13 protein-coding genes are annotated in these 13,134 nt (G+C 65.1%); 6 read left to right on the top strand and 7 right to left on the bottom strand.

Translation table 11 applies throughout. From position 1 onward, the window contains the following. The first annotated feature begins 110 nt into the window (after positions 1-110). The 3 genes from BJ6T_RS24250 to BJ6T_RS24240 all read left to right on the top strand — a co-directional run bounded on the left by BJ6T_RS24250 (position 111) and on the right by BJ6T_RS24240 (position 2,964). Entirely contained in the window at positions 111-854 is a 744-nt protein-coding gene (locus BJ6T_RS24250; protein WP_014495122.1) for a TetR/AcrR family transcriptional regulator, read from the top strand. 251 nt (positions 855-1,105) lie between these two features. Next, positions 1,106-1,708: a PepSY domain-containing protein gene (locus BJ6T_RS24245; protein ID WP_014495121.1), complete on the top strand. Its 603-nt coding sequence runs from the start codon at positions 1,106-1,108 to the stop codon at positions 1,706-1,708. A 218-nt stretch (positions 1,709-1,926) separates the two neighbouring features. Continuing rightward, positions 1,927-2,964, top strand: a complete 1,038-nt coding sequence (locus tag BJ6T_RS24240) for an aspartate-semialdehyde dehydrogenase (protein ID WP_014495120.1) — start codon at positions 1,927-1,929, stop codon at positions 2,962-2,964. 129 nt (positions 2,965-3,093) lie between these two features. Here the strand turns inward: BJ6T_RS24240 and queA are convergent, their stop codons facing one another. Continuing rightward, positions 3,094-4,167, bottom strand: coding sequence for a tRNA preQ1(34) S-adenosylmethionine ribosyltransferase-isomerase QueA (queA, locus tag BJ6T_RS24235; RefSeq protein WP_014495119.1), 1,074 nt, complete (start codon positions 4,165-4,167; stop codon positions 3,094-3,096). Between the two features lie 13 nt (positions 4,168-4,180). Continuing rightward, a complete protein-coding gene (locus BJ6T_RS24230) occupies positions 4,181-5,098 on the bottom strand; it encodes a LysR family transcriptional regulator (protein WP_014495118.1) in 918 nt (305 codons plus the stop codon). 84 nt (positions 5,099-5,182) lie between these two features. On the opposite strand from BJ6T_RS24230, the gene BJ6T_RS24225 reads away from it, so the two are divergent. Beyond that, positions 5,183-5,689, top strand: coding sequence for an ester cyclase (locus BJ6T_RS24225; protein ID WP_014495117.1), 507 nt, complete (start codon positions 5,183-5,185; stop codon positions 5,687-5,689). Positions 5,690-5,736: 47 nt separating this feature from the next. Here BJ6T_RS24225 and BJ6T_RS24220 read toward each other — a convergent pair whose 3' ends face one another. Genes BJ6T_RS24220 through coaD form a run of 4 tightly spaced genes read right to left on the bottom strand, consistent with a single transcriptional unit; the run spans position 5,737 to position 7,728 of the window. Next, positions 5,737-6,201, bottom strand: a complete 465-nt coding sequence (locus tag BJ6T_RS24220) for a peptidylprolyl isomerase (protein ID WP_014495116.1) — start codon at positions 6,199-6,201, stop codon at positions 5,737-5,739. Beyond that, positions 6,198-6,608 (bottom strand): UCP034077 family protein, encoded by a 411-nt coding sequence (locus tag BJ6T_RS24215; protein WP_014495115.1) that lies wholly within the window; start codon positions 6,606-6,608, stop codon positions 6,198-6,200. The genes BJ6T_RS24220 and BJ6T_RS24215 overlap by 4 nt, the downstream gene beginning before the upstream one ends. 9 nt (positions 6,609-6,617) lie before the next feature. Then, positions 6,618-7,193, bottom strand: a complete 576-nt coding sequence (locus BJ6T_RS24210) for a peptidylprolyl isomerase (RefSeq protein ID WP_014495114.1) — start codon at positions 7,191-7,193, stop codon at positions 6,618-6,620. A 37-nt stretch (positions 7,194-7,230) separates the two neighbouring features. Next, entirely contained in the window at positions 7,231-7,728 is a 498-nt protein-coding gene (gene coaD, locus BJ6T_RS24205; RefSeq protein ID WP_014495113.1) for a pantetheine-phosphate adenylyltransferase, read from the bottom strand. 249 nt (positions 7,729-7,977) lie between these two features. Here coaD and BJ6T_RS24200 point away from each other — a divergent pair, with 249 nt between their 5' ends. Continuing rightward, on the top strand, positions 7,978-8,235 hold the full coding sequence (locus BJ6T_RS24200; RefSeq protein WP_014495112.1) for a hypothetical protein: 258 nt from the start codon (positions 7,978-7,980) through the stop codon (positions 8,233-8,235). A 192-nt stretch (positions 8,236-8,427) separates the two neighbouring features. Next, positions 8,428-10,281: a potassium transporter Kup gene (locus BJ6T_RS24195; RefSeq protein WP_014495111.1), complete on the top strand. Its 1,854-nt coding sequence runs from the start codon at positions 8,428-8,430 to the stop codon at positions 10,279-10,281. A gap of 105 nt (positions 10,282-10,386) precedes the next feature. On the opposite strand, the gene gyrA is transcribed toward BJ6T_RS24195, so the two are convergent. Further along, the gene (gene gyrA / locus BJ6T_RS24190) at positions 10,387-13,131 is read right to left on the bottom strand and encodes a DNA gyrase subunit A (protein WP_014495110.1); all 2,745 of its coding nucleotides are present in this window, start codon (positions 13,129-13,131) and stop codon (positions 10,387-10,389) included. Between the last annotated feature and the right edge of the window lie 3 nt (positions 13,132-13,134).

The following is a 13,134-nucleotide window of genomic DNA, read 5'->3' as shown; positions in this document are numbered from 1 at the left end:
CCGAAACCGTTGACGATATGGCCAATTCGGCCAGATTCGCGATGACGCCCCCGCTCCTGCGCGATATAGAGCAAATGACGACGATTAGAAGCGCGCAGGAATCATTGGGCATGGGATTGACTGCGACCAGGACAAAACCGGCGGCGCCACGGCGCGAGGTGCCGAAATCACGCGGCGGCCGTCCGACGAAAACCGCTGCGATCGAGCGCGATCAGCGGCTCATCGAGGTCGCCACCCGCCTGTTCCTGGATCGCGGCTTCGACGCGACCTCGCTCGACGCGGTGGCGGAAGCCGCCCGGGTCAGCAAACCCACCGTCTATTCCCGTTACGGGGACAAACGCGGCCTGTTTGCCGCCGTGCTGAGGCGCGAAATCGCGCGCTGGCTTGCGCCGCTATCGGCAGCCGCCGAGACCCAGCTCTCCAGCGCCTCGGACATTTCGGTCGAGCAGCGGCTGGTCGAGATCGGGCGCGAGATGCTGACCTTCACCTGCGGGCCCGATGCCGTCGCCTTCAGCCGCATGATGACGTCACAGGCCATCAACTTCCCCGACATCGCCAAGCTCGGCAAGGAGGAAGGCTGGCTGAAGGCCGTCGCCACCACGGCCCGCTTCTTCGACCATCTGGTGGCGCAGGGCGCACTCGACGTCGACGACACCACGATCGCGGCAGAAGTGTTCCTCGACGTCGTCGTCGGTCACACCCACCGCCTGGCGACGTTCGGCACGGCGCTGGAGCTGAAGGCCGCCGAGAAGCGCATGCGCGCGGCGATCAAGCTGTTCCTGGCCGGTGCGCTGGGACCAGCAGACCGCATCCAGAGCGCAAAGGGCACCCAGCGGCGGCGCCCGTCCCGCTGACAATTCCGTGAGGTAGCGACGTTTCCCCCTGGAGGTTACGCCCGCGTCATTGACCAAAACAAAACGATACGGTATGGTTTAGTTATAAGCGATACGGACCGCTTTTTCACCAGCCCCAAAGTGGTCCGTACCGCCCAAGATCGCCGTGCCGGGTGCAGCCCGCTGCGACGCTCCGCGGCCGGCCGATGCCCAAGGTCGGCCGCGAATTCTTTACGATCATCCGGCACACTCGCTGGCCGAGGGTTTCGAGCATGACGACAGCCAAACGATTGACCTCGCGATTACTTGCGATCGCCTTGCCCGCGCTGCTCCTTGCCGCGCCGGCGCGGGCGATCGTCACCACGGGCACGCCGACCGCGCTTCACGGCGACACAGATGGTGATGCCGAGGCAGACCGCCAAGCGGTCAGTCGCGAAATCGAACGATTCCGTAGCTCGTCGATCTCGATCAGCCAGGCCATGGCGATTGCGGAAGCCCGTCATGCCGGCGCCACGACGGCGGATGTGAGTTTCGACGGAGCCTCCGGTGTGCCGGTCTACCGGGTGAAGACCCTGCACAACGACCGTATCTGGCGCCACACCATCAATGCCGCCACCGGCGAGCTCGTCGGCGGCGAAGCCGCCCTCCCCCTCGCCGAGCTCGATCTCGACGACCGCAGCAACCTCGCGGCGCTCGGTGCCATCAAGCACCGCCTTGCGGATGCCGTGCACGTCGCCGAACGTGCGGCCTCGGGCAAGGCAATCAGCGGCGGACTGGTGCGCGAACGCGGCCGGCTGAATTTCGCGATCGTCGTCATCAGCGGCGACAACCTCAAGGAGGTCATCCTGGAGCCGCCGGGCGCCCGGGCGAAATAGCGGCGGCCACAATCCCGCCGAAAAGCCATTGACGGGCGCCAAACTCTCCCGCATAAGTCGCCGCCATGTTCACGACCACCAAACGCACGACTAAAACCACCACGGCCTTCGGGGCCCGGGGAGGCGTGCGCGCGTAGGTCGTCGACTTAAACGCAATCCACTCTACCGAAGCTCCGACCTCTGGTCCGGGGCTTTTTTGTTGTCTTCAGCTCAATGCAATGGAGGAGAATGTGAGTAACGATCCCGTCGTCGCAATTGTCGGCGTCACCGGTGCGGTGGGCGCCGAATTCATCGCCACCATGGACAAGCGCGGCTTTCGCGTTGGCAAGCTCAAGGCACTCGCAAGCGCCCGCTCGGCCGGCAAGACGGTGTCGTTCCGCGGCCAGGACGTCGTCATTGAGGAGCTCACCGAGCGCGCCTTCGAGGGCGTCGACATCGCGCTGTTCTCGGCCGGCGGCAGCATCTCCAAGAAGTTCGCGCCAATCGCCGTCAAGGCCGGCGCCGTCGTGGTCGACAACTCCTCCGCCTTCCGGATGGACCCCAACGTCCCGCTGGTGATCCCCGAGATCAACGCCAACCGCATCCGCGACCACAAGGGCATCATTGCGAACCCGAACTGCGCCGCGATCACCGCGCTGGTGCCGCTCTGGCCGATCCACCAGAAGAACCGCATCAAGCGCGTCATCATCTCGACCTACCAGGCGGCCTCGGGCGCCGGCGCCGCCGCGATGGACGAGCTCGTCGAGTCCACCCGCGCCAATCTCAACGGGCAGGTCTATACGCCCAAGGTGATGCCGCACCCCTACGCCTTCAATCTCTTCAACCACAACACCGCCGTCGATCCCGAGACCGGCTACAACGACGAAGAGACCAAGGTCATCAAGGAAACCCGCAAGATCTTCGAGGACGAGAAGATCGCGATCGGCGTCACCTGCGTGCGCGTGCCGGTGCTGCGCGCCCATTGCGAGGCCATCACCTTCGAATGCGAGAAGCCGATCACCGAGGACCAGGTCCGTGCCATCATGGCGCAGGCGCCCGGCGTGAAGCTCGTCGACGACCGCGTGAAGAACTACTTCCCGATGCCGATCGACGCTTCGGGCCAGGACGACGTCCTGGTCGGCCGCATCCGCAAGGATCTCAGCGACCCCTCAGGGCATTCGATCTCGATGTTCGTGGCGGCGGACCAGCTGCTCAAGGGCGCCGCGCTGAACGCGGTGCAGATCGCGGAGTTGTTGCCGCAGCGGGTGATGGCGTAACTGGTCTCGTAGGGTGGGCAAAGCGACTTGTCCGCCGTAGCTCGAAGAGCGAAGGCGGAAGCGTGCCCACCAATCGACCTGAAATATGCGGATAGAGGGTGGGCACGGCGCTACGCGCCTTTGCCCACCCTACGGCTCCGCGCGAAACAACAAGCACGCATCCCCGTACGAATAGAACCGGTACCCTTTCGCGATCGCGTGCGCATACGCCTGCTGCATCGCCTCGAGCCCGGAGAACGCCGACACCAGCATGAACAGCGTCGACTTCGGCAAATGGAAATTGGTCAGCAGGATATCGACCGCACGGAACCGATAGCCGGGGGTGATGAAGATCGACGTCTCGGCCGCGAACGGCTGGATGGTGCCGTCCTCGCTGGCCGCGCTTTCGAGCAGCCTCAGTGACGTCGTGCCGACGGCGATGATGCGGCCGCCATTCTGCCGTGCGGTGTTGAGCCGCTCCGCCGTCTCGGCGGAGATCGTGCCCCATTCGGCATGCATCTTGTGGCCTTCGGTGTCGTCCACCTTCACCGGCAGAAAGGTCCCTGCCCCGACGTGCAACGTGATGTGGTTGATGCCGACGCCGCGGTCGCGCAGCGCCTGCTCCAGCGCCGGGGTGAAATGCAGGCCCGCGGTGGGCGCCGCGACGGCGCCTTCGTTCGCCGCGAACATGGTCTGGTAGTCCGCGAGGTCCTGATCGTCGGGCGTGCGCTTCGAGGCGATATAGGGCGGCAGCGGCGGGCTGCCGAGATCTTCGATCGCCTGATCCAGCGCCGGGCCGTGAAACGAGAATGACAGTGTCACCTCACCATCGGTGCCCTTGGCCTCGACCTCGGCGTCGAGATGGCCGAGCAGGCAGACCTTGCCCTCATTGCCGAAGCGGATGCGGTCACCGGCTGTGAGTTTCTTCGCCGGCTTCACCAGCGCCTGCCAGCGCGAGCCGTCGAGGCGCTTGATCAGCGTCGCCTCGATCTTGGGTTCGGTCTCGCGGCCGATGCGGCGGCCCTTGAGCTGCGCCGCGATCACCTTGGTATCGTTGACGACGAGCTGGTCGCCCGGCTTCAGCCATTGCGGCAGCTCGGAAATGAGCTGGTCACGCAGCGCGCCACCTTCCACGACCAGCATCTTCGCGGAGTCGCGCGGGCTCGCCGGGCGCAACGCGATCCGTTCTGGAGGAAGCTCGAAGTCGAAGAGATCAGTACGCATGTGTCCTGTGCTTCTAAACGGCGAAAGTGCGTCTGGCGATCGGACGGAGCCGGTCGCGCAACCAGATCATGCCGGGATCGCGGCTGCGGCCGCTGCACCACACCATCGCATGCGGCAGCGGCGCAATCGCAAACGGAACCTCCATGCTCGCAAGATCGTAAGCGTCGACCACATCCGCCATAGCCGCCGACGGCAGCGTCGCCAACAGATCGGACCGGGCCAGGATCGGCGCGATCGCAGGAAAATGCGGCACCCATCCGGCAATCGTCCGCGTCAGGCCGGCGGCTGCGGCGGCAACGTTGACCGGGCTTCTCACATTGTCGCCGATCCGTACCGCAAGATGCGGCCAGCGCGCCCAGTTCGCGGGCCCCCATGCCGAGAATGCCGGATGATCGCGCCGGCCGAAGCAGCGCCAACCCAGCGCCCCGATCGCCTCGCCCGCCACGCTCTGCGGCCATTGCAGTTCCGACGGCAAGATCGCGAGGTCGACCTGGCCCTCCGCGACGTCAAGCAGGGTCGGCGCGCGTGGCGTGGTCCACTCGACCGACACCAACGGCGCCTCCTTGCGCACCCGCGCGAGCAGTTCGGCAAACAGCGCGAGCGCAAAATCAGGCACCGCGAGCCTGAACACGCGCTGTGAATCCGCTGGATCAAACACCTGCGTCGGCGACAGCGCGCGCTGAATGCCGCTCAGCATCGGCCGCGCCTGCTCGATCAGATCGAGCGCGAACGCCGTCGGCTGCATCCGCACCCCGCCCTTGACCAGCAGCGGGTCGCCGAACTGGCTGCGCAGCCGGGATAGCGAATGGCTGATCGCCGACTGCGTCCGCCCCAGCCGCTCGGCCGCGCGGGTAACGCTGCGCTCGACCATCAGAACATCGAACACGACCAGCAGGTTGAGGTCGAACCGACGTAAATCGATTTCATTCATGAGGAGGCATCATTACTCATTGGATTAATTATCCAGGCCGGTTCATAGCACCGCCCGCCTCTTAAACAAATCACTGGAACCAGCATGAAATGGATATTTGCGGCCTGCGCCACCATTGCCCTGTCGGCCTGCCCGGCCACCGCCGAGATCGGCACGGAGGCGGCGCGCGCCAGCGTCGCGCCGTTCTACAAGGCGCTGAACGCCGAATTCGCCAAGGACAGCCCCGATTTGATCAGACAGTCGACGGCCGCGGGCTGGGTATCCTGCCGCGGCAACGATGTCTGCAACACGCGTGACGAGGTCATCGCGGGCATCGGCCAGCGCCTCAAATCCGTTCCCGACCTGAAATGGGAGATCAAGGACGTGCTCGTCTCCGGCAACCAGGTCACGATCCGCGGTGAAGCAACGGGCACGCCCGCGGCCGACTTCATGGGCGCACCGCATAGCGGCAAATCGTTCAAGGTGATGTCGATCGATGTGCACACGCTCGAGGGCGGCAAGATGGTCCGCTCCTATCACATCGAGGACTGGATCGGCGCCGTCCGTCAGCTCACGACGAATAGCGCTCAGCCAGGAATCAGAACGGGATGACGATGACCGTCATCCCGTTCCAGAAGCTTCACGACGAATGCGCGATGTCAGGCCGCGTCCGCGGCCATCCGCGCCTTGACGATCTTGTCGGGGTTCTGGACGGGCTCGCCACGCTTGATCTTGTCGACGTTCTCCATGCCCTCGGTGACCTTGCCCCACACCGTGTACTGGTTGTCGAGGAAGCGGGCGTCGTCGAAGCAGATGAAGAACTGACTGTCGCCGGAATCCGGGCTGGCGGCGCGGGCCATCGAGGTGGTGCCGCGCACATGCGGTTCCTTGTTGAACTCGGCCTTCAGCTTCTTGCCGGAGCCGCCGGTGCCGGTGCCCTGCGGGCAGCCGGTCTGCGCCATGAAGCCCTCGATCACGCGGTGGAACACGATGCCGTCGTAGAAGCCCTCGCGGACCAGTTCCTTGATGCGTGCGACGTGCCCGGGCGCGAGATCGGGCCGCATCTCGATGGTGACGGGGCCCTGCGTGGTCTCGAGGATCAGGGTGTTTTCGGTGACGCTCATGCTCGTCTCTCTTGCGTTGGGGGTGAAGTCTTCCGGTTGCGGAACTGGATCGCGAATGGACGTCCCGCGGCAGCGCCGGCCATTGCATCGGTAAATGGCATCGGCGTGCAGCGTTGCAGCGCCTCCATCACCGCGACCCGGTATTGCAGCCGGTCATTGTCGGAGGCCTCCGCGGATTCATAGGTAATCCTCGGATGGCCCAGAATGTTTCCGGCCCGGTTAAAGCTCACGACGACGGTGATGTCGATAGGGCGAGCCTTGTTGGGCGGCGGCGGCTTCCAGCAGGTCCGCAGGTGCTGGAAGATGTCCTGGATGGTGTTGACCTCTGCGTCCCCGGCGGCCGCGCCGGAAACGCCGAGCAGCAGCAGCGCGGCAGTCAGCAGAGGCCTAGTGCCACAGCGCGCCATGGTCCCATCCTATTTGATGTCGGAGGCCACCTGGACCTTCACCATCTTGTCGGGATCGGTGACGGCACCGCCGGCTGAACCGGGCGGTGCCTTCTTCAGCTTGTCGACGACGTCCATGCCCTGCACGACCTCGCCGATCACGGTGTACTGGTTATCGAGGCTGCCGCCGTCCGCGAACATGATGAAGAACTGCGAGTTGGCGCTGTCGACGCTGTCGCCGCGCCGCGCCATCCCGACAATGCCGCGTGCGAAATGAACCTTGGAGAATTCCTGCTTCAGGTTCGGATATTTCGAGCCGCCGGTGCCGTTGAATTTCTCGCCGTCGCCGGTCTGCGCCATGAAGCCGTCCATCACGCGGTGGAACGGCACGTTGTTGTAGAAGCCCTCGCGCGCGAGCTGCTTGATGCGCTCGGCATGCTGAGGCGCAATGTCGGTCCGCAGCTTGATCACGATGCGGCCCTTGGTGGTGTCGATGACGATGGCGTTGGCCTTGTCGAGGTTGGCCGGCAATTGCTGCGCCACCGCCGGGACCGCACTGAAGAGCGCGGCAAAGATCGTGGCAAGAATTGCGAGACGACGGATCATGAGAACTCCGGATCAGGTAGGATGAAGAATTGCGCCGTTATCCGGCGAATTTGGCCTTGAGCAGGTTGGCGACGAGCGGCGGCACGAAGGTCGAGATATCTCCGCCCATGGCCGCGATTTGACGCACCAACGTGCCGGTAATTGGGCGGACCGCCGGAGAGGCCGGCAGGAACACGGTTTGGACGTCGGGCGCCATGGCGCCGTTCATCCCGGCGAGCTGCATCTCGTAGTCGAGGTCGGTGCCATCGCGCAGACCCCGAATCATGACAGTCGCGCCGTGCCTGCGTGCCGCGGTGACCGCAAGATCGTCATAGGTCACGGCATCAAGCGTGCAGCCGACCTGGGCCGCGACCGGCCCGCAGACGTCATGGAGCATCTTGAGCCGCTCCTCCGTTGAGAACAGCGGCTTCTTGCCGGGATGGACCCCGATCGCGACCACGAGCCGATCGCACAGGGGGACACTGTTCCGGACCACGTCCAGATGGCCGTTGGTGATGGGGTCAAAGGAACCCGGGTAGAAGGCGATACGCGGCATGACCCCGTCCTACCGCGCCCGGCCCGGCCCGGCAAGCCAGACAGGTTCCCTGCCGGTTTTTCGGCGGCGCCGAGTCGGAATCCCCCGAATTGTTTCGTCCTCGGGGCGGCCATGAAACAAAACGGAGTGCAAACGAAACCATTTCGGGCGTCCGCGAAGACGTCCGGAAACTGGCCATGGTTACTAGTCCACCCAACAAATGACGGGCCGCACAACTGGGCGTAGCGGCCGCATCACAGGGGACCGTCAATGATCAAGACCATCTCGGCCATCGCTATCGCTGCGTTCGTTGCCGCCGCTCTCACCGTCCTTCCCGGTTTCGCTCCGACCGTCGAAGCGAGCGTCCCGCAGCCGCTGGCCAAGAGCGACCGCCTCGATATCCGCACCATCGGCAAGGACTGCTCGCAGCAGGCCTGGCCGAACTTCGAGGCGTCCTGCCTGCGTCAGGCCGGCACCAAGGCCAACATCCGCGAGGCGCGCCTCGTGACCGCCGACCGGACCCCGTAGTCAAACCTGTCAGCTTCGCGTCACATAAACCCCGAGATAAATCCCATGGATATTTGCGACGTCTCGTCGCAGACTGTCTGATGCTCGCGCCCGTCGGAATGGCCCGGCGGGCGCGATCCCATCGGGGGGTCGACCTTGTCCAGTACGCCCGCAGTCGTTTCCGGCCATCACCCTGACCCTCTGCCGATTGCCATGACCATGGGCGCCCTCGGGGTTGTCTATGGCGATATCGGCACCAGCCCCCTCTACGCCCTGAAGGAAGCCGCCAAGGCAGCTGCCCATGGCGGCACACTAAGCCACAGCGCTGTCCTGGGGGTTGCCTCGCTGATCCTGTGGGCGCTGCTGCTCATCATCTCGCTCAAATACGCACTGCTGATCCTGCGCGCGGACAATCGTGGCGAAGGCGGCATCGTCGCGCTGCTGGCGCTGCTGCATGCCCGCCACGCCCAGTCCGGCACCTGGCGCGCGCATCTCCTCGTCGTCGGACTCGTCGGCGCCGCCCTACTCTATGGCGACGGCGCGATCACCCCGGCGATCTCGGTGCTCTCAGCCATCGAGGGTCTCAAGGTCGACGCACCCTCGCTCGCGCCTGTGGTGGTGCCCATTACCGTCGCCATCCTGATCGGGCTGTTCATGATCCAGAAGCACGGCGCAGGCTTCATCGGTCGCATCTTCGGGCCGGTGATGCTGGCCTGGTTCGTCGTGCTGGCCGCGCTCGGCATCCACGGCATCGTCCAGGCGCCGGCGGTGCTGGCTGCGCTCAGCCCGCTCTATGCCTTCAACTTCCTGATCCATCAGGACTTCCACATCTCCTTCGCGATCCTCGGCGCCGCCTTCCTCGCGGTGACCGGCGGTGAAGCCATGTATGCCGACATGGGCCATTTCGGCCGCTTCCCGATCCGGCTCGCCTGGTTCGCGATCTGCCTGCCCGCGCTGGTGCTGAACTATTTTGGGCAGGCCGCGCTGCTGATCACCGATCCCGCGATGATCGAGAACCCGTTCTTCCAGCTCTGCCCCGACGCCCTGCACTATCCGCTGGTCGCATTCTCCACTGTTGCGACCGTGATCGCCTCGCAGGCGATCATCTCCGGCGTGTTCTCGCTGACGCAGCAGTCGATCCAGCTCGGCTTCCTGCCGCGCATGCAGATCCGCCACACCACCAGCGATGCGATTGGCCAGATCTACGTACCCCTGGTGAACTGGCTGCTCGCTGCGGCCACGCTCGGCGCGGTCCTGAGCTTCGGCACCTCGGAAGCGCTCGCCGGCGCCTACGGCATCGCGGTGTCGCTGCTGATGGCGATCACCACGCTGCTCGCGGCCCTGGTCGCGATCCAGTGGGGCTATTCGCCGTGGATCGTGGTCGCCGTCAACGGCTTCTTCTTCGTGATCGACGTGATCTTCTTCTCCGCCAATTCGATCAAGCTGTTCGAGGGCGGCTGGTTTCCGCTGCTGCTCGCGGCCCTCGTCGCCTTCATGATGCTGACCTGGCGCAGCGGCGTGAAGCTGGTCGAGGCGGCGCGCGCGAAGCTGCGCCAGCCCGAGGAGGATTTGATCGAGACCGCGGTCAACAAGTGCCGCGCCAGACTGCCCGGGACCGCCGTCTTCCTGGCATCCGCGCCGCGCGGCGTGCCGCTGGCGCTGACCCAATTCGTCAAGCACAACCACGTGCTGCATGAGCGCATCGTCCTCGTCACCGTGCTGATCGAGGAATCCCCGCACATCGCCGACGAAGACCGCGCCGAGGTGATCGAGATCATCCCCGGCATCACCCGCGTGGTCCTGCATTATGGCTTCATGCAGAACCCGACGATCTATGACGGGCTCAAGCTCGCTTGCCGCCAAGGCAAGCTGCCGGGCATAGACCTCTCCGACATCACCTATTATGTCGGCCGCGAGACCATCATCCCGAGCGAGGACATCCCGGGCATGTGGGTCTGGCGCGAAGGCCTGTTCGCCTTCCTCCAGCGCAACGCCGAACGCTCCGCCGCGTTCTTCGGCGTGCCGACCAGGCAGGTGGTGGAGTTCGGCACGGAGCTGGAGATTTAGCGAAGTTCGTAGCCCGGATGGAGCGAAGCGCAATCCGGGACTCTTTGTGCAAGGCAAGGAACCCGGATCTCGCTTCGCTCCATCCGGGCTACGAGGAGTGGCTTATCACTCCCCGTTTGCTTCCCCATTCGCACCGTTCCCGCTCTCGGCCTCTTCCGTGATGTGCTCGACCGAGACGACGTGCTCGTCCTCGGCGGTGTCGAACACGATCACGCCCTGGGTCGAGCGGCCGGCGATGCGGATGCCTTCGACCGGGCAGCGGATCAGCTGGCCCTTGTCGGTGACCAGCATGATTTGATCAGCGTCTTCCACGGGGAAGGATGCGACCAGATTGCCGTTGCGGTTGTTGACGCTCATGGCGACGATGCCTTTGCCGCCGCGGCCCGTGGTGCGGTATTCGTAGGACGAGGTCCGCTTGCCGTAGCCGTTGACGGAGACGGTGAGCACGACCTGCTCGGCCGCCGACATCTCGGCATAGCGCTCCTGCGGAAGCTGGAAGCTGCCGGAGGTCTCCTCGGCCTCGGCATCCACTGGTGCCTCTTCCGCCGCGGCTTCGCCGGCAACCGCGCGGCGCATCTTCAAATAGGCCGAGCGCTCGTCGGAAGTGGTCTCGACATGGCGCAGGATGGCCAGCGAGATCACCTTGTCGCCCTCGCCGAGTGCAATGCCGCGGACGCCCATCGAGGTGCGCCCGGTGAAGACGCGCACGTCGGTGACAGGGAAGCGAATGCACTGGCCGCCGGCGCCGGTCAGAAGCACGTCGTCGCGCTCGGTGCAGATCTGCACGTCCACGATCGCTTCATTCTCGTCCAGCTTCATGGCGATGATGCCGGAGCGGCGGACGTCGACGAAGTCGGACAGCTTGTTGCGCCGGACGTTGCCGCCGGTGGTGGCGAACATCACGTCGAGGTTGCCCCAGGTCGATTCATCTTCCGGCAACGGCATGATGGTGGTGATGCGCTCGCCCTGCTCCAGCGGCAGGATGTTGATGAGCGCCTTGCCGCGCGCGTTCGGCGCGGCCATCGGCAGGCGCCAGACTTTCTCCTTGTAGACCTGGCCGCGCGACGAGAAGAACAGCACCGGCGTGTGCGTCGACGCCACGAACAGGCGGCTGACGAAATCTTCGTCGCGGGTCTGCATGCCGGCGCGGCCCTTGCCGCCGCGGCGCTGCGCCCGGTAGGCCGAAAGCGGCACGCGCTTGACGTAGCCGGCGTGGGAGACGGTGACGACCATGTCCTCGCGCTGGATCAGGTCCTCGTCCTCGACCTCGCCCTCCTGCTCGATGATCACGGTGCGGCGCGGGGTCGCGAACTCGGCCTTCACCTCGGCGAGCTCGGTCTTGATGATGCCCAGCACGCGGGCGCGTGAACGCAGGATGTCGAGATAGTCGGCGATCTCGCCGGCGAGCTTGTCGAGCTCGTCGCGGATTTCGTCGCGGCCGAGTGCGGTGAGGCGCTGAAGGCGCAGGTCGAGAATGGCCCTCGCCTGCTCCATCGACAGCCGGATCGTGCCGTCCTCGCTGATGCGGTGGCGCGGATCGTCGATCAGCGTCAGCATGTCCTCGACGTCCCGTGCCGGCCAGTCGCGCGCCATCAGGGTGTCGCGGGCAGTGGTCGGGTCGGGCGAGGTCCGGATGACGCGGATCATCTCGTCGATATTGGCGACCGCGATCGCCAGACCGACCAGGATGTGGGCGCGATCGCGCGCCTTGGCGAGCAGGAACTTGGTGCGCCGCGTGACGACCCGCTCGCGGAAGTCGACGAAGATCGCCAGCAGGTCCTTCAGATGCATGATCCGCGGACGGCCGCTGTCGAGCGCCACCATGTTGACGCCGAAGCTCGTCTGCAGCGGCGTGAATCGGTACAGCTGATTCAGCACCACATCCGGCACGGCGTCGCGCTTCAATTCGATGACGACGCGGTAGCCGTCGCGGTCGGATTCATCGCGCAGGTCGCCGATGCCCTCGATCTTCTTTTCCTTGACCAGCTCGGCGATGCGCTCGACCATCGTCGCCTTGTTCACCTGGTACGGAATCTCGGTGATGATGATCGCCTCGCGCTCCTTGCGGATGGTCTCGATCGCGACCTTGCCGCGCATGACGATCGAGCCGCGGCCGAGGTGATAGGCGGCGCGGATGCCTGCGCGTCCGAGAATGACGCCGCCGGTCGGGAAATCCGGTCCCGGAACGATGTTGATGAGTTCGTCGATGGTGAGCGCAGGGTTGTCGATCAACGCGACGCAGGCGTCGATGACCTCGCCGAGATTGTGCGGCGGGATGTTGGTCGCCATGCCGACCGCGATGCCGCCCGCCCCGTTGACGAGGAGATTCGGGAACTTGGCCGGCAGGACCGACGGCTCGGTTTCGTTGTTGTCATAGTTCGGCTGGAAGTCGACGGTGTCCTTGTCGATGTCGGCCAGCAGAGCCAACGCCGCCTTCGTCAGTCGCGCTTCGGTGTACCGATAGGCCGCTGGGGGATCGCCGTCGACCGAGCCGAAATTGCCCTGGCCGTCGATGAGCGGCACGCGCATCGAGAAGTCTTGCGCCATCCGGACCATGGCGTCGTAGATCGACTGGTCGCCATGCGGATGATATTTACCGATCACGTCGCCGACCACGCGCGCCGACTTGACGTACTTCTTGTCGGGCGTGTGCCCCTGCTCGTTCATCGAGTAGAGGATGCGACGATGAACCGGCTTCAACCCGTCGCGCGCATCGGGCAGCGCACGCGCCACGATCACGCTCATCGCGTAGTCGAGGTAGGACTTCTTCATCTCCTCGTAGATGGAAACGGGACGAATGTCCGAGGGTTGCGCCGGCTGGTCGCCGGGCTTGTTGTCGTCGTCAGCCAAGGG

The sequence above is a fragment of the Bradyrhizobium japonicum USDA 6 genome, from assembly GCF_000284375.1.
Taxonomy (GTDB): Bacteria; Pseudomonadota; Alphaproteobacteria; order Rhizobiales; family Xanthobacteraceae; genus Bradyrhizobium; species Bradyrhizobium japonicum.
This window is presented reverse-complemented; position numbering and strand designations above follow the sequence as displayed.